The following is a 20316-nucleotide window of genomic DNA, read 5'->3' as shown; positions in this document are numbered from 1 at the left end:
ACCTGTTCTCCTTTTTACTGCTCTCTGATTTTATCCGCCGGAAATACAATTCCCATCTGACGCCGCGCTTCATCGGTAATTTCCATCTCAATTCTGGAGGACTCCAAAAACGGATGTTCCACATTGTTTGTTTTTATCAGTTCCAGAAAATCTCTCGTCTCAAAAATCATTGGATTCTCTCTGGATTCAAACCCCAGCTCTTCCTGACTTCCATCGCGATAAAAAATCGTAACCTTTTGAATAATTGGACACTGTTCAATTACCATACATCCATTTTCCCCCTGAATCTGTGTGGGAAGCATAGAGTCTGTAATCTTAGAATAGAGAATTTCCGCCTGCTTATCTCCATAAGAAGCAATCAAACTTCCAGCGCCGTCCACGCCATTCTTCAAAAAAATACTATCTGTCAGAATCTTATTTGGTCTGCCAAACAGACTTGCCAGAAAATGAATACAATATGAACCAATATCCATCAAAGCTCCATTGGATAATTTTGGATTAAATGCATTTTCAATAATTCCGTTTTTAAATTTATCATATCTGGATGAATATTGGCAATACTGAATCGTAGCCCGGCGAACATCTCCAATTTTGTAAAGATTTTTAAGAATTGCATCAAACCCCGGTGAATGTACGTTTTTCATAGCTTCCATAAAAACGACGCCCTGTTCCTTCGCTGCCTGAATTAAAAGCTCCAGCTCTGTCTGATTGGAACACACCGGTTTTTCACATAATACATGTTTTCCATGATTGATCATGGTAATAGAATGAATATAATGCATAGAAGTGGGACTCGCTACATAGACGGCGTCAATATCCGGATCTCTTGCCATTTCTTCATAATTATCATAAACTGTTTCAACACCATATTTCGCAGCAAATTGCTGCCCTCTCTCCTTTGTTCTGGAATAAACGGCGGTCAGCTCAATTTCGCCCAGCTCTTTGACCCCTTCCATCAGCCAGTCTGTAATAAAATTTGTCCCGATCACAGCCAATCGTATCTTCATAATCTTCCTCCTGATTTTCTTTTATTCTCAGAAACGCACAGCTGCCCGGCGATCCTCTTTTTTCTAAAAACAGGTACCCAAAGCGAACACTTTTGAGCCCCTTCGGCATGAAAGTGTTCGCTTTGGGTAATGCCGTTACGAAATCAGCCCGTTTGCTGAGCCCATACCGGCACATAGGTTGGTAAAAACTCATTTACCTTAAAAAAAATTAGGCATTCTCAAACTGACTGTTATATAAGTCCGCATAAAATCCGCCTTTTGCCAACAGTTCCTCATGATTTCCCTGCTCTACAATATCCCCGTGGTTCATCACTAGAATCATATCTGCATCTTTAATAGTAGAAAGACGATGAGCAATCACAAAGCTGGTTCTTCCCGCCATCAAATTGTCCATAGCCATCTGAATTCTCTCCTCAGTTCTGGTATCAACCGAACTGGTAGCTTCATCTAAAATCAAAATTTTAGGGTCTGCCAAAATCGCCCGTGCAATGGTTAACAACTGTTTTTGTCCCTGAGATACATTATTGCTTTCTTCATTTATTACCATATCATATCCGCCCGGCTGTGTCACGATAAAATGATGGGCAAATGCGGCTCTCGCCGCTCCCTGAATTTCTTCCTCTGTGGCATCCAGTTTTCCATAACGAATATTATCCCGGACAGACGCATGATAAAGCCATGTATCTTGAAGCACCATTCCAAACATTTCCCGTATGTCACTTCTCACAAATTCCCGTATATCATGACCGTCAATTTTAATAGAACCTCCATTCACATCATAAAAACGCATCAGAAGCTTAATTAATGTAGTCTTTCCGGCTCCGGTTGGTCCCACAATGGCAACCTTCTGTCCTTCTTTTACATTCACAGAAAAATCATGGATAATGGTCTGCTCCGGATCATACCCGAATTTCACATGTTCAAAGCTGACATTTCCCTCCAAAGCAGTAACATCGACCGGATTTTCTAAAACTTCTGTCTCTTCTTCTTCTTCTAAAAATTCAAAAACTCGTTCTGCGGAAGCTGCCGTTGTCTGCATCATATTTCCAACCTGTGCGAGCTGTGTGATCGGCTGACTGAAATTCCTTACATACTGAATAAAAGACTGAATCTGTCCGACCTCAATGGCATCCTTCATTACAAGAAATCCACCCAGAATAGAAACTGCAACATAGCCTAAATTTCCCACAAACTGCATAAGCGGCATCATAGCGCCTGAGAAAAATTGTGATTTCCATGCAGAGTTATATAAGCTTTCATTGACTTTTTTAAAATCCTGAATCACACTCTCCTCTTTATTAAACGCCTTCACGATATTATGACCGCTGTAGATTTCCTCTACCTGACCATTTAATTCTCCAAGATTTGCCTGCTGTGCCTTAAAGTACGGCTGAGATTTTGACATAATCAATCCGATTAAACCGATGGATAATGGCAATGTTAACAAAACTGCTCCGGTCATCGGAAGACTGATCCGAATCATCATCACGACCACTCCGATAATTTGTGTCGCGGAAGTAATAATCTGCGTCATACTCTGATTTAAGCTCTGCCCCAGAGTATCAACATCGTTGGTCACACGAGACAGCACCTCTCCATACGTTCTGCTCTCAAAATATTTCATCGGCATTCGATGAATCTTTTCCGAAATATCTTTTCTCATCTGATACGTTACATGATTGGAGACATGGGTCATAATCAATCCCTGAACAAAGGAAAATACCGCGCTGATTACATACAATCCCAGTAAGAGCAATAAAATATTTCTTACTTTCTCAAAATCAATTCCGCCGCTTCCGCTGACTTTGCGAATCAATCCATTAAAAATTTCAGTGGTAGCATCTCCCAAAATTGTCGGTCCCACAATATTAAATACAGTACTTGCAATGGCAAAAAGAATCACCAATACAATCGGAGCATAGAACCGGCGCATATATCTGATTAGTTTTTTCATGGTTCCTTTTAGATCTTTTGCCTTTTCTGCGGCTCCCAATCCTGCCCCGGGGCCTCTCATGTGACTTCTTTTTTGCTGGTTATGATTACTCATGCTCAGACACCTCCTTGGCTTTCTTAAGGTCTTCCTCTGATAGCTGTGACTTGGCAATCTGCTGATATACCGGACAAGTTTCCAAAAGCTCCTGGTGGGTTCCTTTCCCTACAATATTTCCTTCATCCAAAACAATAATCTGATCCGCATGAAGAATAGTACTGATTCTCTGTGCAACGATCAAAGTGGTACTTCCGTGGGTTTCTTTTTGTAGCGCACTCCGAAGTTTTACATCCGTCTTATAATCTAAAGCGGAAAAGCTATCGTCAAAAATATAAATTTCTGGATCTTTCGCTATGGCGCGAGCTATGGAAAGACGCTGCTTTTGTCCTCCTGATACGTTTGATCCACCCTGAGCAATCGGTGACTGATATTTTTCGTCCTTTTCTTCAATAAACTCCTCAGCCTGAGCAATTCGTGCCGCTCTCCTGATTTCTTCCTCCGTGGCATCCTCTTTTCCGTAAGCTAAATTAGACGCAATCGTTCCGGAAAATAACACGCCTTTTTGAGGAACATATCCGATTTTATCGCATAAATCTGCATGACGTACTTCTTTGACATCCCGTCCGTCAACCAAAATGCTGCCTCTTGTTGCATCAAAAAATCTTGGAATCAGATTAATCAAGGTCGATTTTCCACTTCCGGTACTTCCGATAAAGGCTGTCGTTTTACCCGCCGGCGCCACAAAACTAATGTTGTGCAGCACAGCCTCATCCGCATCCGGATAAACAAAATAAACATTTTTGAATTCGACCTCACCCTTTTTCTCCGGCAAAAATTCTTTCGGATTCTCTGGATCTTTGATCATAATCTCCATATCAAGAATTTCATTGACACGCTCTGCAGCCACCTGTGCCCTCGGCATCATAATTGACACCATAGAAATAAATAAAAACGCCATAATAATTTGCATTGCATACTGAATAAATGCCATCAAATCTCCAACCTGCATTTTTCCAAGATCAATATTATCTGCTCCCACATAAACAATTAAAACAGTTAATGCATTCATAATCAGCATCATTACCGGCATCATAAACGTCATCGCCCGATTCACAAACAAGTTGGTTTTCATTAAATTCTTATTGGCCTCATCGAAACGTCCTTTTTCATGTTTTTCCGTACTAAAAGCACGAATCACAGACAATCCGGTCAAAATTTCTCTTGTCACCAGATTCAGTCGGTCGATTAATTTCTGCAGGGATTTAAATTTGGGCATCGCTACAGAAAATAAGATAAAAATCACTGCCATAATCGCCCCAACTCCCAGGGCAATGGTCCATGTCATCTTAGCGTTGGTTGTTAAGACTTTAAAAATCCCTCCGATTCCCAAAAGCGGCGCATAAATAACAATTCGGAACATCATGGTCACGAACATCTGAATCTGCTGTATATCGTTGGTACTTCGCGTTATCAGAGAAGCCGTTGAAAATTTATCAAATTCAGAATTTGTAAAATCCATAACTTTCTGAAAAATACGATTTCTTAAGACACGGCTTAATCCCGCTGCCACTCTTGCAGATAACAAAGTAACGGAAATCGCAGCTGCCATAATTAAAAACGCCAATCCAACCATTTTAATTCCCGTCATCATCAGATAATGAATTTGCACGTCATCCAAATCAATTCCGATTGCCTGATATTCCGATGTCACAAAGGAAATCGCTGCCTGACTGATCAGACTGTCTGGCATTTTTTCAACATCCATTTGTTCCATTTGCGCCATCATTTTCTTCTGATTATCACTCAAATTTGCAGCAGCTTTCGGATTCGCTTTCATTTGCTTTGCCATCTGCGCGGACAGCTGCAGCATCCCCTTGGACATTGTGTTATCCAGTTTTTCCCTCTCGTCTGAGGAAATATTTTTTCTGACATACAGCCGTCCCTTTTGATAATTTTTATAATCAGAGGCTTTCACATCCTTCTTACTGTAAAGCTCATAGGCATCTTTCATACGGTCTGCGTCTTTTTTCTTCATCACAGACGAAAGTCCTAAGAACGTCTCCTCGCGCATAACATCCGGCACTGCGTCCTCGATTCCCTTTTGCTGGATTCCGATATTTACAATATTGGATGTAAATGTCGGAAGTGACAGGTCGCAGACTGCCTGTACGATCAGCAAGAGTGTGATCGCAACCATCGGCAGATACGCTCTTTTTAAATATCGAAATAATTTAAGCATTGTCTCCATCCTTTCCAAGTTGTAATTCTTCGATTTGTTCATCCAAACGATCTGAAAGTTTTTGAAGAAGTCTTATAAATTCTATTTGTTCCTCTTCGGTGAAAGCTTTCATGACCTCTCTTGCCACAGAATGCGACTTCTCCATTGCATTTCGACAAATTTTTCTTCCATTCTCCGTAAAATAAATTAAACTTCTTCTCTGATCCTTTGGATCTTGCTTTTTGATAATGAAACCATTTTTCTCAAGCCTTCCGATCATTACATTCATTGTCGGCGGCCTGATTCCAAGCTTTGAGGCCAGTTCTCTCTGACTCAATCCCTCTTTTTTCAACAATATCATTAAAAGCGGCATCTGTCCGGGATGAATTTTAGCCTCCTTAAAAAAGCGAAATCCATAGACAAAATTCTTATGATTAATTTCCCCCAACAGATGATAAACACCGCCTTCTGTATACATAATAACTCCTTTCTTTGAAATTTATTTCAGTTTCTCATAGAAATCCAAATAATTAGTCACCTAATCATTAGGTGACTAATTGACATGGTATCATTTTTCTCTGGCAAAATCAACCCCTTTTTTTCTTTTCTTCAAAACCCCTGGAACACTGCTCTTATTTCTTTCGCCTGCCTTTCCAAAAAGAGACAGAAAGAGCTGTCAGTATTTTGATAAACCGACAGCTCTCTCTTTTCTCTTATGCATTTTTACCGCAGCATTTTTTATATTTTTTACCGCTTCCACACGGGCAGGGATCATTTCTCCCCACTTTCTTTCCTTTTACAACTGTTGTTGAATTTCTGGACTCTTTGTACAGTTCCTTTCTCCGCTCTTCTGACAAAATGTCATCCCATTCTTTTAAAGTGTAGAGCCATTCTGCACGGCATCCCACCATATTATAATATAACTTCTCATGATCAATATCCAGCTGAACCTGCGTATCCTCTATCATCTCATCAATTGGATTCGGTTCTTTCAAGCTGTCGTTGATTCCATCTAAGAACCCTACAAACATCTGAAGATCTGTCTCATACTGCTCTGCCAGCTCTTTGACCGTTCCGGATACTACAGTATCTTTATCTGCCAAAAGCTTTTCGTAGATTCCCTTCTCAATATTAAAATACGTCAGCCAAAATTCCTGTCCTTCTCTTGTTCGATCATCAAATTTATATGCATAGTCGCGCCACTCCTGTAATAAAGCCATATTCTTCTCCATCCTTTTTTCTAAAATGTTCTTTGCTCTTGCTACTATAACAAATTTTATGTAATTTTTCAACATGATGTTCTCTATTCATTCCATATAAAATAAAAACAGTGGGAATCCCGCAAAGCGTTTTATAAGATAGGAAAGTCAGAACTTTCCTAATCTTACAAAAAATCCCCCATTCCACGGCTTCGTAGAATGGGGGAATACTTAAGGGGAGGATAAGTATTTCTCATCCAATCATTGATTGGATACTACTATTATGTCCTCCTCTCGGATTTCTATACATATTTTTCTCATTTTTTTATCCACTCAAAACAAATGCTTTCTTTGAGGCTGATTTTAAAATGTTTGTTTTGGGGAAGGATAGAATTTTTAAAAATAATATGTTACAATACAAACCAGAAACCTGACTGAAAGGAGTTTTTATGAATACGAAATATAAGCAAATTTTAGCATCCGCTATGATTCTATCCCTCCTTCTTATCATCGGACTCACCATATTTTTCGCAGTCATCGGAAGCCGCTGGTTTTGGATCATGCTGTTTTTGATGTTCTTTTTCCCGATTTTTCTGTGGGCAATGTCCTTTTTATACAGATGGAGCAAGCATACATCTGATTCCTAATCTAAATGCTTTAGATATTCTTTGATTTTTTTTTCGAATCCATTTTCTGTCGGCTCATAAAACGTTGTTCCCAAAAGCTCATCCGGAAGATATTGCTGTTTCACATAATGCTTTGGATAATTATGTGCATATAGATAATCCATCCCATGCCCTAATTTTGCCGCACCCTTATAATGGGAATCCTTTAAATGATTGGGAACCTCCCCGATTTTATGATTCCTGACCATATCCAACGCCTGATCCACAGCAAGATAGGCTGCATTGCTCTTCGGTGCACCTGCTACATAGGTAACTGCCTGCGCTAAGGGAATTCTGGCTTCCGGCATCCCAATCCGCTCCACTGCCTGCGCTGCTGCCACAGCGACCAGCAGAGCCTGAGGATCAGCATTCCCCACATCTTCCGCAGCACAGATCATGATACGTCTTGCAATAAAAGTTACACTCTCCCCGGCGTCAATCATTCTTGCTAAATAATAAATTGCCGCGTCCGGATCAGATCCCCTCATACTTTTGATAAATGCGGAAATCACATCATAATGGTTATCTCCATCCTTGTCATAGCGTGTAACTCTTCTCTGAATACACTCCTGCGCTACATTCAGATCAATCACGATATCACCGTTGTCATTGGGCTGGGTTGTCAGAATTCCAAGTTCTATGGCATTCAGCGCGCTGCGCGCATCGCCCTCTGCCATATCTGCCATAAAATCCAGTGCATCCTCTGTAATTTTGCCATTATAAATTCCCATTCCCCGCTCTTCGTCCAAAACAGCTCTCTGAATCAGTTTTTTAATATCTTCCTTTTCCAGAGCATACAGTTCAAAGACATTGGACCGGGAAATCAAAGCCTGATTTACCTCAAAATATGGATTCTCTGTTGTCGCTCCAATTAAAATCACCGTTCCGTCTTCTACAAAAGGAAGAAGGTAATCCTGTTGAGCTTTATTAAATCTGTGAATCTCATCAATAAACAAAATTGTCTTTTTCTGATACATGCCAAGGGTTTCTTTTGCCCGACTCACGGCTTCCTGCATATCTTTCTTGCCGGATGTCGTTGCATTCATCTGCACAAAATTTGCCTTAGTCGTATTTGCAATAACCTTGGCAAGCGTTGTCTTCCCCGTTCCCGGCGGTCCGTAAAAAATAATCGAGCTTATCTTATCTGCCTTGATTGCCCGATACAGCAATTTGCCTTTTCCAATAATATGAGACTGCCCCACAACTTCATCCAATGTTTTAGGGCGCATTCTCCCTGCCAAAGGAGCTTCTTTTTCCTGATTCAATTCTCTTGCATATTCAAATAAATCCATAGTCTTCCTCCGAATTTCATCTTAGCACAGCCCGGTTATAAAATCTATGAATTCTTAAGAGTTTTTTTATAAATAAGACATGATTTTGCCTCATTCCTTTGCTATAATAAAAACAAGAAACAATAAATGCCAACAGGGGAATTATTATGAACAATTTGATTGAAAAAATTTCTTATACAGAAGTTACAAAGAATATCAGTCAGACAGAATATGATCAGACGCAAGAAGAATACCTGCTTTCAAAGTCTCCCGAAAAATACATGATCAGTCTCCCGATTCGAGTTCTAATGTTCGAGGGAGCCCAGAACAACTCTCCGTTTACTTACTATTTTTATGAGGAAAACGGAGAAGATTTATTCTTAATCCAACGCCAAAGACACGGATCTGTCGTCAACAAAACTCGATTCTCTCTTTCCAGAGAACAGGGACGTAAAATTTTAAACGGGGATTATCAATTTCTTTTAGACAATGAGGAACCCATGCTGAATTCTCTTTATTTTCAATTTACAGTGAATCAGCTTCATCCAATTTATAAAAAGGAATGTACTAGAAAGATTTTTCATCAAAATCGATTTCTGGATGAAATCATTGATATCTCCATCGCACGCACCCCTTATCATTCAGAGGAAGATTTTTTTGCCGAATCGCCCGCCAGACTCCGGGCAATCAACCACAGCAGTCTGCGCCGAAATACCCGGCAGTATTTAAATCTGTCAAAACCTATGATGGAGCTGGTAAACTTTGAAAATACTCTGATTGAGCAAAAATAGGTACTTCAATTTTGAAGTACCTATTTTTTTAGCTTCTGATATTTTCCTCGGGTTGCAAGTCCACCCCGGATATGACGCTCGGATTTATTTACATCCAGTACTTTCCGGGTTTCCTTCGCCAGCGCATGATTGATCATTTCCAGCCGTTCCGTTACATCTTTATGTACCGTGCTTTTACTGACGCCAAACTGCTTGGCAGTCTGCCGCACCGTTGCATTGTGCTCTATGATATAATTGGCGGTTTCAACGACCCTCTCCTCGATATAATCTTTCAAAAATATCCCCCTGCAAACATCGTTTTTACAATGTATGCAAAGGCTTTCCCACTTATACCTCAATCAACGATGATAACACTTTAAGTTCTTTGTTCCCGTCGTTTCATATAATACAAAATTCCAATCATATCTGCCAGCACCCACCCAATAGGAACTGACATCCAAATTCCCACGACGCCAATTGCCGGCATGGCAGAGAGCATATACGCAAGCAAAACTCTTGTGCCAAGTGATACGATTGTAAGAATTACAGACATCATCGGAAGATTTACCGCCCTATAATATCCATACAATAAGAATAAAACTCCAATTCCGGCATAACATGAACCCTCAATTCTTAAATACCGAACTCCCTCCGCAATCATTTGTGTCTCTGCAGGACTGATAAAAATTTCCATCAGTGGTTTGGCAAATAAAAAAACACACGCGCTGATGATCAGGCAAAAAAGTATGGCGCTGATTCCGGCGCTTACAATTCCTTTTTGAATCCGCTCTTTTTGTCCGGCTCCATGATTTTGTGCCACAAATGTGGAAAATGCATTTCCAAAATCCTGTACCGGCATATAGGCAAACGAGTCAATCTTCACTGCGGCAGCAAATGCAGCCATAATGGCAGTTCCAAAACTGTTCACCAGCCCCTGTACCATTAGAATTCCGAAATTCATAATGGATTGCTGAAGACTGGTCAGAAACGATAAATTTAAAATCACAGAAAGGCTCTCTTTATCCCATCGGCAGTCTTCCCTTTGCGGTCTTAACTGTGGAAATCTTTTCAATGTATAGACGGCAATCCCAATTCCGGAAACATATTGCGAAAATACCGTAGCTGCCGCCGCACCGGCAACTCCCCATTGAAATACTAAGACACAGACAAAATCCAACACCACATTCATAATTGCAGAAACTGCCAAAAAGATCAGCGGAACTACAGAATTTCCGATTGCCCGAAGCAGGCTTGCAAAATAATTATAAAAAAAAGTCGCCAAAATCCCCATGAAAATAATGATTAAATAATTTTTCATCAGTGACTGAATCTTCTGCGGTACTTGGAGAATCCATAAAATAGAATCAAGCCCTGCATAAATTATCAGATTGATGGCAATGGAAACTGCCGCAATCAGCACGAAAGACATAAAAATGCTCTGTCTCATCTTCCGATCCTCACCGGCTCCGTACTGTATGGAAACAGCGGCTCCATTTCCCATGCAAAGCCCTAACAGTATCGAAGTAAGAAATGTCATCAAAGTATAGGACGATCCCACAGCTGCCAGTGCATCAGCCCCCAGAAATCTTCCAACCACCCAGGTGTCTGCAACATTATACATCTGCTGTAAAAGATTTCCTGCCATCAGCGGAAGAGCAAAAAGAAGGATATTCACGGTAATAGGTCCTGTGATCAAACTGCGGTTCTTCTTTGTCTCCATATGCTTCCTATCTTTTCCTCTCTTTAAAAATATACCAATTGCTGCTTCGGCGGATCTGCTTTTTCGATTCGTTCTGCTGTTAATATCGGCATTGTTCGATCATATGCCTCCTGATATTCTGAGTGTATCTTTGCTGTAACCGTCACCCATTCTTTATTTAGTACTCTTTTTAAAGTCTTTGATTTTGTTTGGTGCAGTCTGCAAAGATATCCCACAAACGTAATATCATCCTCACAACAGGTCATGGCTTTTCTCCCCGGAATGATCATTCCGGATGGCATCTTAGGACTTCTCCTAACTTCCGCACGAAATTCTATGGTCTTTCCATCATATACCTCTGGGCGTTCCATGGCATCAATATACCAAATCCCATAATCATCATCTGCAATTTGAATCACATCCGCATCTAAATTGTACGGGAGAATCTCTTCCATATTCATCTCCCTGCCGTCTGCCCTCTCAAATCCGACCTGTGCTCTCGGATTCACTGCTTTTATACTTCTTCGGAAACTTCCAACATTAGTTGTATCGTCGCATCGGTTAAAAATAACCAGATCTGCCATTTGAAACATTTCCACAAACAAAGATTTCATATTTTTCAAATACAGCTCTGCCGTGGAGGCGTCAACGGTCACAATTGTCTGATATAATTCCAAATCGCTTTCATCCGTGGTATCCATCAAATCTTCAATTTGATACATTCCATTAAACTCAATCATTACCCGGTCCGGCGCATAATTTTTCTGACAGGATACCACAAACTCTTTCGTAAAATCTTCTATTTTTTCTAATGCAATGACAAAAGAATTGGTTTCTTCCAGCATCTCCTGATCATATTGTGCCTCTCCTTCTTCAAAGACAAGAATCATCGTCCTCTCCCCGTCATTAAAATAATCCTGACTCAGGGTGTCTTTGATCAGAGTGGTTTTTCCGCTTTCCAGAAATCCCCAAAACAAGTATGTCGGTAATTCATACATGGCTTCTTCCCCCTACGCTCTCAAAAAAATAAATCTTCCAATTCATCTTCTTTTAATTTTGAACCAATGACACAAATTCTTCCGGTATAGTCGGCACCGCCCGTTCGGATTTCATATTCTCCCGGTACCAGATCAAATTGAACCCATGCTCCGTCTTCCATCTGTAAAATTCCTTTGGATCTTAAGATCATTCCATAGGAATCATCCTCAGATAATCGTTTTAAAATTTCTTCCAATTTCTCTGCTTTATATTTCTTTGGCGTCTCTCTTCCCCAGCTTGTAAATACTTCATCCGCATGATGATGGTGATGATCATGTCCGCAGCCACAGCCGTGCTCATGATGGTGATGATGATCGTGTTCATGATGATGTTCATGCTCATGATGATGATCGTGCTCATGATGATGATCGTGCTCATGATGGTGGTCATGCTCATGATGATGCTCTCCGCATACCGGACAGATCTCCTCTTCCTCCAGCAATTCTTTCGCCATATCGTTGCCATCTTCCATCACCTTTAAGATCTGATCTCCGGTCAGCTGCTCCCAATCTGTAGTGATCATTGCCGCTTTCTGATTATGTTCGCGAAGCAGCTTTACACAATGCTCCAGCTTTTCTTCCGGCAGATCTCCAGTACGGCTCAAAATAACGACGCCGGCATATTCGATTTGATTATTATAGAATTCTCCAAAATTTTTCATATACATTTTGCACTTTTTCGCATCTGCCACAGTTACAAAGCTGTTCAGATGAAGTGAGGTATCCTCTGCTACTTCCTGCACGGCTTTGATCACATCCGATAATTTTCCCACTCCAGATGGTTCAATGATGATGCGATCCGGTTCATACTGCTGTACAACTTTTCTCAAAGCGGTTCCAAAATCTCCGACCAAAGAACAGCAGATACAGCCGGAATTCATCTCCGTTACTTCAATTCCCGCATCTTTTAAAAATCCACCGTCAATTCCGATTTCTCCGAATTCATTTTCAATCAGAACAACTTTTTCATTCTTTAACGTTTCTTTTAACAGTTTTTGGATCAGTGTTGTCTTTCCTGCTCCCAAAAATCCTGAAATAATATCAATCTTTGTCATATCGTCCACCTTCTTTTATTTTTGTATTCTAATACAGAGTCGTTTCTGTCCAACATAAGATTATTCTACTACTTCCTCAAGATTTGTCAAAACTTTCTTTCTGCATCCGTGCAAATCAAATCCGTCCGCTTCACGCCATATGAGAAAAAGACACGGAATTCCTAAAAAAACTAAATACCGCATCTATTTTTGTTCCTCCTTTAAATCTGATCTACTCTCCAAGAATCTTATGACATTCATCAATAATACTTTGTTTAATCTTATCTTCGTTGATTCCTGAAATCAGTCCAAATACACTGATGGAAGGTTTTTCTACTGGCTTTCTGTAATTTGTTGTTATTAAGATCAAATCAACATCATTTTGTTTTAAAGGAATCTCACTCATACTTCCTTTTAAGATTTTCCCTGGAATATTAGCTTCCTCTAAAATCTTTTTTACCGCTTCCTGCGCCACCGTTGACGTCGCCACTCCACTTCCGCACGCTACTAAGATTTTTACTTCATTTGCCATAATTTTATCCTCCAAATGCTTCTCCAAATTGTATTTCAACTCGTTACTAATTCATGAATTAACTTATGTCATTATAATATATCCAACCAAAAAACCATTCAAGCCAAGTTTTCGTTTGTACATTTTACCCAAAATGTTCTAAGCCAAATTCCGTTCCTGTTCCCAACATCCATTTTGTACCAATAAATAAGGAAGCAGCTTTGCGTCACTATCGTGCAAAGCTGCTTCCTTTTGCATTCCTCAATTTTAACATTTTCTGTTTTATCAGAATCCAAAATGCGGATTTCCTCTGATGTTCCATCATCAGCCGCGCAATCCAAAAAAAGATTAATTCAGCAGATTTTTTTTAATTTCCAAGGGCGTATGCCCATAGAGCGTATATAACCTCAAATTCATCCAAAGCTCCGTTAACTCCTCTGCAAACTCATCTGCCTGCTCTTGATTCAGGAAACAGATACCTTCGTTTTGCAGCATGGCAAACACTTCTTCCGGATGAACGCCGATCTTTAGCATTCCGGCACAAAGCTCGGTAACTCCCATTGTCTCCTCAATTGAAAAGCGCATCTTTTCCATGAGATAGCTTCCGAAAACCATAAGGGACTCATCCCTTCCCTGAGCCAGCTCCTGAATCTCGTTTTTGGATGGAAGATACGGCTTATATGCTGACCGTTCCTTCAAAATTTTGGAAAGCAGTCCTTCCCCGGAACTCAAAAGCTTTTCTGTAAACATATTTTCTCGATATATAATATAAGGATTCTTTTTCTGTGACGGCAGATAGATGTCCGTCACAATTTCAAACTCACTGATCTCCTTTTTTTCGTACTTTCGGTACAAATCCGCAATATCATGAAGAGATACCGCACCGTAAAGCGCCGTCAGACCTTTACAGTAGTTATAAGCGGTCTCATAATTTTTCTGTTCTCTCCAAAAATCATCGGTGCTGATCTGTTCATAAGCCGTCTTTACCTCTTCTGGAATCAAAAGCCGCCCATCTCCGTCAATGGAAACATACCCGCCCCGAAAAAAATAGGATAACATCAGCGCCAGCTCCTCCTGCTGCCGGGGTTCCTCATTTCCATATAACGCCGCTTCAAAAGCCTCCAGCTCCTCACTGTCCGCACACACAAAAAACGGTCTCATATTTTCTGGATCTATGACACTGGAACTCACGTATCTGATTAACTCCTCTTTTCGATATTTATAGGTTCCTGCAATATCATGCATTCTGGCGATCCCTTTGATTTCATCTACGGTAAATTCGCTGTACATATCTTCCATACTATCCTGCCAGACATCTGGAAACAAAATTACATTATCTTTCATTTTCCATCCTCTACATATTTCTTAAACGGCCGCGGTGTCATAAAGGTACCGCTGGCGCTTCCCACCAGCAGCTCTCCCACATAAGCCTTTCCAACGAAATTCATAATTGTTTTTCCCGTGGATACTGCCTCTGCCTCGATCCGAACGACAGACCCAATTGGAATTCCTTTCAAAAAATTCGTAGACAGCTGTACGGTCGGAGCAACATCATAGTCTCCTAATCCCGCCGTCAGCGTTCCAAAAGTAATGTCAAACATTCCAACCAAAGAGCCCCCAAACACAATCCCAAACCCATTTCGATGAAACTCAGTTGCCTCGTATTCCATCGTCAGGCTTTTTTTATCATAATCGTATGCAATGATCTTTCCATTCAATTCTCCAAACACACTATGTTCACCAAATTGACGAATGTCCTGCATTCTTTTTTGCATCTTCCTTTCAAATGTTTCTCTGTCCATCCTCTTCTCCTATGCCAATTTATTTCATGCGAGTGTGCATCGTCAAAAATATTTTACCATATTTCATGTATAGAATCAGTCCTTTTTTGTCATCCTATCAAAAAAGGAGAACATTTATGGATAATGAACAATTATTAAACGCAACTTATCAAAATATTCAAATGGTCCTGGAAAGTCTTCCGGAGCTTCGCAAAATCACCACCGACTGTGACCTAAAATCTCAGTTTATGGAACAGGAGGAAGCCTATCAGGCTCTGTCCGGCCAAGTCAAAGACCGTATCGAAACTCTCGGTTATGAAATGGAGGGATTGAATGATCTGTTAAAAAATTATTCTGAGTGGATGACAAAATTAAAGGCCTATACGGATCGCTCCTCCAGCCATCTGGCAGAAATGTCCATTCAGGGATATACCATGGGCATGATTCAATGCATCCAAAAAATGCATCAATGCAATGATGCGTCCAGGGAAACCTTAAAGCTTTCCCAGGATTTAGAAACCCTCCATCAAAAAAGTATTGAAAATTTGAAAAAGTATTTGTAATCTGCGGTTGGTTGTGCTATGATGAATACGTTATTGATAGATGTAATGTTCACGACCGATACGGCTGCATTCAATTCTATAAATGCAGAGACCGTCAGAGGTTTGTGAATTTTTTTATTTTTCAGAAAGTTTTAGAAATTTTCTTAAAATATGCATCATGAAATAACTGTATCAATTTTTTAAGCAAGAAAGTGGAGGTACCCAAATGAATACTGGTACAGTAAAATGGTTTAACTCAGAAAAAGGTTATGGATTTATTTCACAGGCTGAAGGAGACGATGTCTTCGTACACTTCTCAGCAATTCAGGGAGACGGATTCAAAACTCTGGAAGAAGGACAGAAAGTAAGCTTTGACGTAGCAGAAGGTCCTCGTGGAAAACAGGCTGAAAATGTAGCAAAACTTGCATAGTCTTTTTCTTTTAAGATAAGATTTTCATGAATTTTGCAAAATGGCAGGAACTTTTTGTTTCTGCCGTTTTTTGTCATAGCGATGATATCTTATCAAACTGCTCCTGGAATTGCCTCGGTTTTCATTTCAAGCCCTGCCACACAGATCACATTCGGCGTATTTTTTATATCCCGCAATCCTAATCCGATCATCTTTCCCACAAACGGAGTTGCCATCTCTTTTCCGTCTTTGTTATAAAAATGCCCTCCTATATGCCCGATGACTCCCTTCTGTTCTAAATGATAAAGATCTCTGGCACTCAAATAGGCTTTCCAGCTCTTATAAACAATAGACCCTACACTGGTAAGAATCAAATCCGCATCCTTAGCCAGCTGAAGACAATGCTTAATATTGGGTTCTTTCTCCTCTCCTACTCTTGTGCTTCAAATTCATTGGGCGCCTTTGCCACTTCCTTTGGTCTCTCTGCTTCAATTACGTTATTTATTGTTCTTCTCCTGTTTCTTTTGCATTGTTTACGTTGTTCTTTCTGTCTCCCTTTCTGTTGTTCTCATATTACCACGTATAATCCAATTATCCTCTTTTGAAGGGAATGGATTATTCTCCTTTCTCCCAATCTCTTGGGTTTTATCGAATACTCCATTATAATACTTAAAGCACTGTGGATCTGTCTCTATATCACTACAGCAGCTGACCAGCAGATTGTTTCTAAATTCACCATCACTAATGACAAGGATGACTTTGAACATCTGCTCATTTCACTTAATTCTCTCTCCAATCCTGAGGATATAAAAATAGGGTTTGAATCAACTGCCCATTATGCCTTCAATCTTGAACTCTTCCTTGAGAATGCCCACCACAGCTTCATGGAAGTTAATCCAGTTCTCATCAAAGAATATAAAAAGTCTACAACTTTAAGGCGAACCAAAACCGATTCTGTTGACTGCGAATCAATAGCCCGATGGTTAATGACTGTTGAGTACAAACCCCATTCAAAAGGATTTTACCACGCTTATTCCTTAAAGTCACTAACTCGTTTACGGGACAGACTGATTCGTCAGCGTTCCTTTTACCTTGTGAAGATAACCAATGTTTTAGATCATACCTTCCCGGAATTCAAACCATTCTTCAATGAGCGGCTGTCCAAAACTGCCATCTATCTCCTTGAAAACTATGGCTCTGCCGAAAAAATGGCTCATATGAATTCTGCATCCTATGACAAACTTCGTTGTATTTCAATAAGTAAGTTTTCTATACAGAAGTTCCTGCATTTAAAAGAACTGGCAACCAACACCGTTGGTGTCAATAATTCTATCTTTGATATTGAGTTAAACAGTTTACTAACCTTATACAACTCTCTTTGTAAAGAAATCAAAATCCTTGAAACTGAGATTACCCGACTTATTGAAGAAGTACATCCTCACTATATGTCAATTCCCGGTATTGGTCCTATCTCAGCTGCTGTTATTTATGCTGAATATGGTGATATATCTAACTTTTCCAATCCCGAGCAGATGCTTGCATTTGCTGGAATTGAGCCAGGAATAGATGAATCCGGAACAGAATCTCATGGTGGCAGAATGGTAAAGCATGGTTCTTCACAGCTTCGTTACGTTCTTCTTAATGCTTGCCTTCCTTTAATCCGTTTTGATATAACATTTGCAACCTACTATGCAAAGAAACGTGCAGAAGGCAAAAAACACAGTGTAGCTATTACTCATGTAGCAAAGAAACTGATTAGAGTCATCTATGCATTGGAGAGGCAGGATATAGACTGTAACGTTCAAAAACTGCGCTAATATCTACCTTACATAATTTTATCTGTTCCATCTGAAATACGATATTTTCAGATGGTCTATTAAGATTACCCTTTTTTATTACACAAACTTTTTTCAAAAAACACTTGACTATTTATAGTTTGTCACCTCCTGCACAACGCTTCAACATTTTCTCGATCTTTGCATATTTGTGCATTTTATACAATCTACCTTGACATATAATTAAAGTGCAAAACGTTGCTATCACAAAAAAGACTGCCGCACTTATGTGCGACAGCCCCCTGTCTGACATTCTACCGTATTTTTACTTTTAATGTCTTTTTCACTTTTCCGGATTTTGCATAGACTGTGATCGTCCCTTTCATCCCATCTATGATATACTTATGAAATTTTCACTATGACTGCACCAATTGAATAATTTTTTCAATGTTGTTTTTTCCGTTTTTAAATGCCAGTCCTACAATAATACAGAGCACCACACAGACAGAAGTCCACAAAATACCGATAACGCCGATTGCCTGATACAGTATTCCATTCATCATTCCGATTCCCCAATAAGCAAAGACCGCTCCTATGGATGATAAAACGATCAAATTCCGCATCCACTTTTTTAAATGATTCAGCATCTTGCTTTGATATTCAATTTCCTTTAACCTCTGCTGCTTTGTCTGCATCGTTTTAAAACCTCCTCTTAGTATTTTAATCCCGGATTAAAGAATCCAACCATTACACCGATAAATGCTATAACAACTAAGATTAACATTGTAACAACCGGAGATACTTTTTTCTTAGCCATCAGCCACCAGCAAAAGATGACAAATGCAGCAGTTAAAAATCCAGGATATACAGAATCCAACTGATTCTGAAGATTTAAAAATTCTTTTCCTGCATCATTGACCAAGTGGAAGGATGTTTTAACAGATACCCATGTTGCAGCTACAGATCCCACAACCATGGTTCCCAGCATTACTATTGATTCACGTATGGCAGTGGCTTGTTCTCCTACCAGAACGTCCACGGCTTTTCCACCGAGCTCATATCCTTTAAAGTATAAGAATTTCATCCCGAGAGTTACAATCAGGTTCCATGCGACAATGTAGAAAATCGGTCCTACGACAGATCCTCCGCTGGACAGTCCCAGCGCAATTCCCAGCAAGATCGGAATTAACGTTCCTACCAGAAGAGAATCACCGATTCCGGCAATCGGTCCCATCAGACCTGCACGCAAACCATTGATGGTCTCTGAATCTACATCCTCATTTCCATTGGCCTTTGCCTCTTCCAAACCGGCTGTAATTCCGACAATCACGGAACCAACCTGAGGTTCTGTATTAAAGAACGCAGTATATGTATTCATCGCTTCTTTTTGTTCTTCTTTTGTATCATACAGTTCTTCTACCAGCGGAAGCATTGCGCAAAGATAACCGAATGTCTGCATATGCTCCTGTGAAAAACATGTCAAATGTCCATAATACCAGTTGCGGAATGATTTATTTAACGCTTTTTTTGAAAGCTTTTTCTCTGCCATATTAAATATCCTCCTCATCGTCATCGTCAAAGGAACCACCGGAAGCCAACGCTGCTTCTTTTGCCTTGATTCCAACCATTTTAATATTGTAGTAAATAATCGCGAACATCGCTGCGACTACGGTTACTGAAACCAGGTTCAATCCCATTGCTGCTGCCAATGTAAAGCCAAAGAAAAATGGAATAAAGTCAGCCGCTTTTGTTACAACCTGTTTTAATAAAATTGCGATTCCGACGCAAGGCAGCATACTGCCTACCGTAAATAATGTTTTCATGGCAATCCCGTCCATCGGCAATGTCGTTTTGATCGCCTCAACTACAGGAACTCCTAATTTGCACATTGCAACTGCCGGAATAAAACTGCAGATCATATGAGAAATCCAAGGCAGCACCATATCTACCAGATAAAGTTTCTTAAATTCTCCTTTTTCCACTGCCTGCCATCCGATGTGCTGCCAAACTAAGTTAATCGTTGCAGTTCCGTAGAACAATACGGTACCGATTGTTCCTACCATTGCTCCAAAGGAGGTTGCCATTGCAATTCCCTTGGCAGATGCAGGATCCAGACCGTAAGAATTTAATGCCAGCATTGCCAGCGGAATACCGATATAAGATACGGCACGAACATCGGCTGATACCGTTCCTCCCGGTGTAACCAATGCGATATATACGACCTGCATTGCCGCACCGACTAAAACGCCGGCCTGTACATCTCCGAGAACAATACCGCAGACAAGACCTGCTACCAACGGTCTTCCCAATGTGTAGTTACCAATGGCGCTTCCTCCCATACCCGGCATACTTGCAAGGCAGGCAAAAATACCTAAAATAATTGCTTGTAACCAACTGATTGTCATAAT

Annotated in this window: 22 protein-coding genes; 4 read left to right on the top strand and 18 right to left on the bottom strand. The window is 40.2% G+C overall.

Annotated elements, in window-relative coordinates; translation table 11 throughout:
- Positions 1–14 precede the first annotated feature (14 nt).
- From AC27EF_RS02945 to AC27EF_RS02920, 6 genes are all read right to left on the bottom strand, one after another.
- On the bottom strand, positions 15–1007 hold the full coding sequence (locus tag AC27EF_RS02945; protein WP_487108738.1) for a Gfo/Idh/MocA family protein: 993 nt from the start codon (positions 1005–1007) through the stop codon (positions 15–17).
- 208 nt (positions 1008–1215) lie between these two features.
- Complete coding sequence (locus AC27EF_RS02940) at positions 1216–3054, bottom strand: ABC transporter ATP-binding protein (RefSeq protein ID WP_487108737.1); 1839 nt, start codon at positions 3052–3054, stop codon at positions 1216–1218.
- Complete coding sequence (locus AC27EF_RS02935; protein ID WP_487108736.1) at positions 3047–5236, bottom strand: ABC transporter ATP-binding protein; 2190 nt, start codon at positions 5234–5236, stop codon at positions 3047–3049. Before AC27EF_RS02935 ends, AC27EF_RS02940 begins: the two co-directional genes overlap by 8 nt.
- Positions 5229–5693, bottom strand: coding sequence for a MarR family winged helix-turn-helix transcriptional regulator (locus AC27EF_RS02930; RefSeq protein ID WP_487108735.1), 465 nt, complete (start codon positions 5691–5693; stop codon positions 5229–5231). Before AC27EF_RS02930 ends, AC27EF_RS02935 begins: the two co-directional genes overlap by 8 nt.
- 235 nt (positions 5694–5928) lie before the next feature.
- A complete protein-coding gene (locus tag AC27EF_RS02925; RefSeq protein ID WP_487108734.1) occupies positions 5929–6435 on the bottom strand; it encodes an SEC-C metal-binding domain-containing protein in 507 nt (168 codons plus the stop codon).
- Positions 6436–7057: 622 nt separating this feature from the next.
- A complete protein-coding gene (locus AC27EF_RS02920; RefSeq protein ID WP_487108733.1) occupies positions 7058–8371 on the bottom strand; it encodes a replication-associated recombination protein A in 1314 nt (437 codons plus the stop codon).
- Between the two features lie 146 nt (positions 8372–8517).
- On the opposite strand from AC27EF_RS02920, the gene AC27EF_RS02915 reads away from it, so the two are divergent.
- A complete protein-coding gene (locus AC27EF_RS02915; RefSeq protein WP_487108732.1) occupies positions 8518–9141 on the top strand; it encodes a hypothetical protein in 624 nt (207 codons plus the stop codon).
- Positions 9142–9161: 20 nt separating this feature from the next.
- Here AC27EF_RS02915 and spoIIID read toward each other — a convergent pair whose 3' ends face one another.
- From spoIIID to AC27EF_RS02875, 8 genes are all read right to left on the bottom strand, one after another.
- Positions 9162–9416: a sporulation transcriptional regulator SpoIIID gene (gene spoIIID / locus AC27EF_RS02910; RefSeq protein WP_487108730.1), complete on the bottom strand. Its 255-nt coding sequence runs from the start codon at positions 9414–9416 to the stop codon at positions 9162–9164.
- An 80-nt stretch (positions 9417–9496) separates the two neighbouring features.
- Positions 9497–10840 carry an MATE family efflux transporter gene (locus AC27EF_RS02905; protein WP_487108729.1) on the bottom strand — a complete coding sequence of 448 codons (1344 nt, stop codon included), beginning with the start codon at positions 10838–10840 and terminating at the stop codon, positions 9497–9499.
- Between the two features lie 23 nt (positions 10841–10863).
- The gene (locus AC27EF_RS02900) at positions 10864–11817 is read right to left on the bottom strand and encodes a TIGR03943 family putative permease subunit (protein WP_487108728.1); all 954 of its coding nucleotides are present in this window, start codon (positions 11815–11817) and stop codon (positions 10864–10866) included.
- A 20-nt stretch (positions 11818–11837) separates the two neighbouring features.
- Positions 11838–12911, bottom strand: a complete 1074-nt coding sequence (locus tag AC27EF_RS02895) for a CobW family GTP-binding protein (RefSeq protein WP_487108726.1) — start codon at positions 12909–12911, stop codon at positions 11838–11840.
- A gap of 60 nt (positions 12912–12971) precedes the next feature.
- Positions 12972–13094 carry a hypothetical protein gene (locus tag AC27EF_RS02890; protein WP_487108725.1) on the bottom strand — a complete coding sequence of 41 codons (123 nt, stop codon included), beginning with the start codon at positions 13092–13094 and terminating at the stop codon, positions 12972–12974.
- A gap of 28 nt (positions 13095–13122) precedes the next feature.
- The gene (locus AC27EF_RS02885) at positions 13123–13422 is read right to left on the bottom strand and encodes a PTS sugar transporter subunit IIB (protein WP_487108724.1); all 300 of its coding nucleotides are present in this window, start codon (positions 13420–13422) and stop codon (positions 13123–13125) included.
- Positions 13423–13749: 327 nt separating this feature from the next.
- Positions 13750–14745, bottom strand: coding sequence for a hypothetical protein (locus tag AC27EF_RS02880; protein WP_487108722.1), 996 nt, complete (start codon positions 14743–14745; stop codon positions 13750–13752).
- Positions 14742–15203, bottom strand: coding sequence for a PaaI family thioesterase (locus tag AC27EF_RS02875; RefSeq protein WP_487108721.1), 462 nt, complete (start codon positions 15201–15203; stop codon positions 14742–14744). The genes AC27EF_RS02880 and AC27EF_RS02875 overlap by 4 nt, the downstream gene beginning before the upstream one ends.
- 116 nt (positions 15204–15319) lie before the next feature.
- Here AC27EF_RS02875 and AC27EF_RS02870 point away from each other — a divergent pair, with 116 nt between their 5' ends.
- Together AC27EF_RS02870 and AC27EF_RS02865 are read left to right on the top strand one after the other, a co-directional pair.
- A complete protein-coding gene (locus tag AC27EF_RS02870) occupies positions 15320–15745 on the top strand; it encodes an RNA helicase (RefSeq protein WP_487108720.1) in 426 nt (141 codons plus the stop codon).
- 205 nt (positions 15746–15950) lie between these two features.
- A complete protein-coding gene (locus AC27EF_RS02865) occupies positions 15951–16154 on the top strand; it encodes a cold-shock protein (protein ID WP_487108719.1) in 204 nt (67 codons plus the stop codon).
- 92 nt (positions 16155–16246) lie between these two features.
- Here AC27EF_RS02865 and AC27EF_RS02860 read toward each other — a convergent pair whose 3' ends face one another.
- Positions 16247–16543, bottom strand: a complete 297-nt coding sequence (locus AC27EF_RS02860) for a sugar-binding domain-containing protein (RefSeq protein WP_487108982.1) — start codon at positions 16541–16543, stop codon at positions 16247–16249.
- A 228-nt stretch (positions 16544–16771) separates the two neighbouring features.
- Between AC27EF_RS02860 and AC27EF_RS02855 the strand changes: the two genes are divergently transcribed.
- Entirely contained in the window at positions 16772–17950 is a 1179-nt protein-coding gene (locus AC27EF_RS02855) for an IS110 family RNA-guided transposase (protein ID WP_487108718.1), read from the top strand.
- A 374-nt stretch (positions 17951–18324) separates the two neighbouring features.
- Here the strand turns inward: AC27EF_RS02855 and AC27EF_RS02850 are convergent, their stop codons facing one another.
- From AC27EF_RS02850 to AC27EF_RS02840, 3 genes are read right to left on the bottom strand one after another with little or no spacing between them, the layout of a single operon-like run.
- Positions 18325–18603 (bottom strand): hypothetical protein, encoded by a 279-nt coding sequence (locus tag AC27EF_RS02850; protein WP_487108717.1) that lies wholly within the window; start codon positions 18601–18603, stop codon positions 18325–18327.
- 17 nt (positions 18604–18620) lie between these two features.
- Positions 18621–19457 carry a PTS system mannose/fructose/sorbose family transporter subunit IID gene (locus AC27EF_RS02845; RefSeq protein WP_487108716.1) on the bottom strand — a complete coding sequence of 279 codons (837 nt, stop codon included), beginning with the start codon at positions 19455–19457 and terminating at the stop codon, positions 18621–18623.
- A 1-nt stretch (position 19458) separates the two neighbouring features.
- Positions 19459–20313 (bottom strand): PTS mannose/fructose/sorbose/N-acetylgalactosamine transporter subunit IIC, encoded by an 855-nt coding sequence (locus AC27EF_RS02840; RefSeq protein ID WP_487108715.1) that lies wholly within the window; start codon positions 20311–20313, stop codon positions 19459–19461.
- Between the last annotated feature and the right edge of the window lie 3 nt (positions 20314–20316).

It is taken from the genome of Anaerostipes stercorihominis (assembly GCF_057535655.1).
This window is presented reverse-complemented; position numbering and strand designations above follow the sequence as displayed.

Bases quoted from the DNA above. Each gene is read 5' to 3' on its own strand.
- AC27EF_RS02900 (WP_487108728.1), bottom strand. From the start codon at position 11,817: ATGTATGAATTACCGACATACTTGTTTTGGGGATTTCTGGAAAGCGGA.
- AC27EF_RS02845 (WP_487108716.1), bottom strand. From the start codon at position 19,457: ATGGCAGAGAAAAAGCTTTCAAAAAAAGCGTTAAATAAATCATTCCGC.
- AC27EF_RS02905 (WP_487108729.1), bottom strand. From the start codon at position 10,840: ATGGAGACAAAGAAGAACCGCAGTTTGATCACAGGACCTATTACCGTG.
- AC27EF_RS02870 (WP_487108720.1), top strand. From the start codon at position 15,320: ATGGATAATGAACAATTATTAAACGCAACTTATCAAAATATTCAAATG.
- AC27EF_RS02875 (WP_487108721.1), bottom strand. From the start codon at position 15,203: ATGGACAGAGAAACATTTGAAAGGAAGATGCAAAAAAGAATGCAGGAC.
- AC27EF_RS02865 (WP_487108719.1), top strand. From the start codon at position 15,951: ATGAATACTGGTACAGTAAAATGGTTTAACTCAGAAAAAGGTTATGGA.
- AC27EF_RS02915 (WP_487108732.1), top strand. From the start codon at position 8,518: ATGAACAATTTGATTGAAAAAATTTCTTATACAGAAGTTACAAAGAAT.
- AC27EF_RS02840 (WP_487108715.1), bottom strand. From the start codon at position 20,313: ATGACAATCAGTTGGTTACAAGCAATTATTTTAGGTATTTTTGCCTGC.
- AC27EF_RS02930 (WP_487108735.1), bottom strand. From the start codon at position 5,693: ATGTATACAGAAGGCGGTGTTTATCATCTGTTGGGGGAAATTAATCAT.
- AC27EF_RS02890 (WP_487108725.1), bottom strand. From the start codon at position 13,094: ATGCGGTATTTAGTTTTTTTAGGAATTCCGTGTCTTTTTCTCATATGG.
- AC27EF_RS02935 (WP_487108736.1), bottom strand. From the start codon at position 5,236: ATGCTTAAATTATTTCGATATTTAAAAAGAGCGTATCTGCCGATGGTT.
- AC27EF_RS02895 (WP_487108726.1), bottom strand. From the start codon at position 12,911: ATGACAAAGATTGATATTATTTCAGGATTTTTGGGAGCAGGAAAGACA.
- AC27EF_RS02925 (WP_487108734.1), bottom strand. From the start codon at position 6,435: ATGGCTTTATTACAGGAGTGGCGCGACTATGCATATAAATTTGATGAT.
- AC27EF_RS02945 (WP_487108738.1), bottom strand. From the start codon at position 1,007: ATGAAGATACGATTGGCTGTGATCGGGACAAATTTTATTACAGACTGG.
- AC27EF_RS02920 (WP_487108733.1), bottom strand. From the start codon at position 8,371: ATGGATTTATTTGAATATGCAAGAGAATTGAATCAGGAAAAAGAAGCT.
- AC27EF_RS02850 (WP_487108717.1), bottom strand. From the start codon at position 18,603: ATGCAGACAAAGCAGCAGAGGTTAAAGGAAATTGAATATCAAAGCAAG.
- AC27EF_RS02880 (WP_487108722.1), bottom strand. From the start codon at position 14,745: ATGAAAGATAATGTAATTTTGTTTCCAGATGTCTGGCAGGATAGTATG.
- AC27EF_RS02940 (WP_487108737.1), bottom strand. From the start codon at position 3,054: ATGAGTAATCATAACCAGCAAAAAAGAAGTCACATGAGAGGCCCCGGG.
- AC27EF_RS02885 (WP_487108724.1), bottom strand. From the start codon at position 13,422: ATGGCAAATGAAGTAAAAATCTTAGTAGCGTGCGGAAGTGGAGTGGCG.